We start from the raw sequence: 983 nt of genomic DNA on the forward strand, positions 1-983 counted from the left end.
GGCATGGTGTTTCAGCATTTCAACCTTCTGTCGTCACGCACCGTGTTTGATAACATCGCGCTGCCGCTTGAGCTTGCCGGTGTCACCAAGGCCGAGATCGCCAAGGCGGTTGATCCGCTGTTGCCGCTTGTCGGGCTTGAAGAAAAGCGTGATCGCTACCCGGCCGAACTGTCGGGCGGTCAGAAACAGCGTGTCGGCATTGCGCGTGCGCTGTCATCCAACCCCAAGGTTTTGCTGTGTGACGAGGTGACATCCGCCCTTGATCCGGAAACCACTCGTCAGATCCTCACACTCCTTAAGGACATCAACAAACGCCTTGGTTTGACCATGGTGGTGATCACCCACGAAATGGCGGTGGTCAAGGCGCTGTGTGACCGTGTGGCGGTCATGGATGCTGGTGTGATTGTCGAAGAGGGCGCGGTTGAAGGCATCTTTGCCGATCCGAAACACGCGACCACCCAATCGCTTCTGGCCGATGAATTCATGGATTTCCGCGCCGGATCAGATGCGAACAGCACCACCAAAACCAATACAAATACCAGCGGCGTTGCCGCCGGGCAGGAGGGCTAAGTCATGTTTTCTACCCTTGCACCCATTCTGCTTCAGGCGACCGGTGAAACCCTTTATATGGTGGCCGTCTCGCTTACGATTGCGACGGCCTTTGGCTTGCCGCTTGGTGTGCTGCTCGCCACCTCTGGCCGGGGGGAGCTGTTTGAAGCCCTTTGGTTCCAGCGCGTTTTTGGCCCGCTGGTCAATGCAACCCGCTCGGTCCCGTTCATCATTTTGGCGGTGGCGATCATTCCGTTTACCCGCTTTGTCGTCGGCACCTCGATTGGCACGTCTGCTGCCATCGTGCCATTGACTGTGGCGGCCATTCCGTTCATTGCGCGGATCATCGAAGGTGCGATGCGCGAAGTCGATGGCGGCCTGATCGAAGCCGCCCAGGCCATGGGCGCGCGCCCGGTGCAGGTCGTGACCAAGGT

At 58.7% G+C, this 983-nt stretch carries 2 protein-coding genes; both read left to right on the forward strand.

Features of this window, described 5'->3' with window-relative positions:
* On the forward strand, positions 1 to 570 hold a 570-nt coding region (locus B2T33_RS20105), incomplete at its 5' end, for a methionine ABC transporter ATP-binding protein (protein WP_286793034.1).
* A gap of 3 nt (positions 571 to 573) precedes the next feature.
* Positions 574 to 983, forward strand: a 410-nt coding sequence (locus B2T33_RS20110; RefSeq protein ID WP_286793036.1) for a methionine ABC transporter permease, incomplete at its 3' end; no start/stop codon positions are given.

The organism is Thalassospira sp. UBA4513, from assembly GCF_002388495.1.
GTDB lineage: Bacteria > Pseudomonadota > Alphaproteobacteria > Rhodospirillales > Thalassospiraceae > Thalassospira > Thalassospira tepidiphila.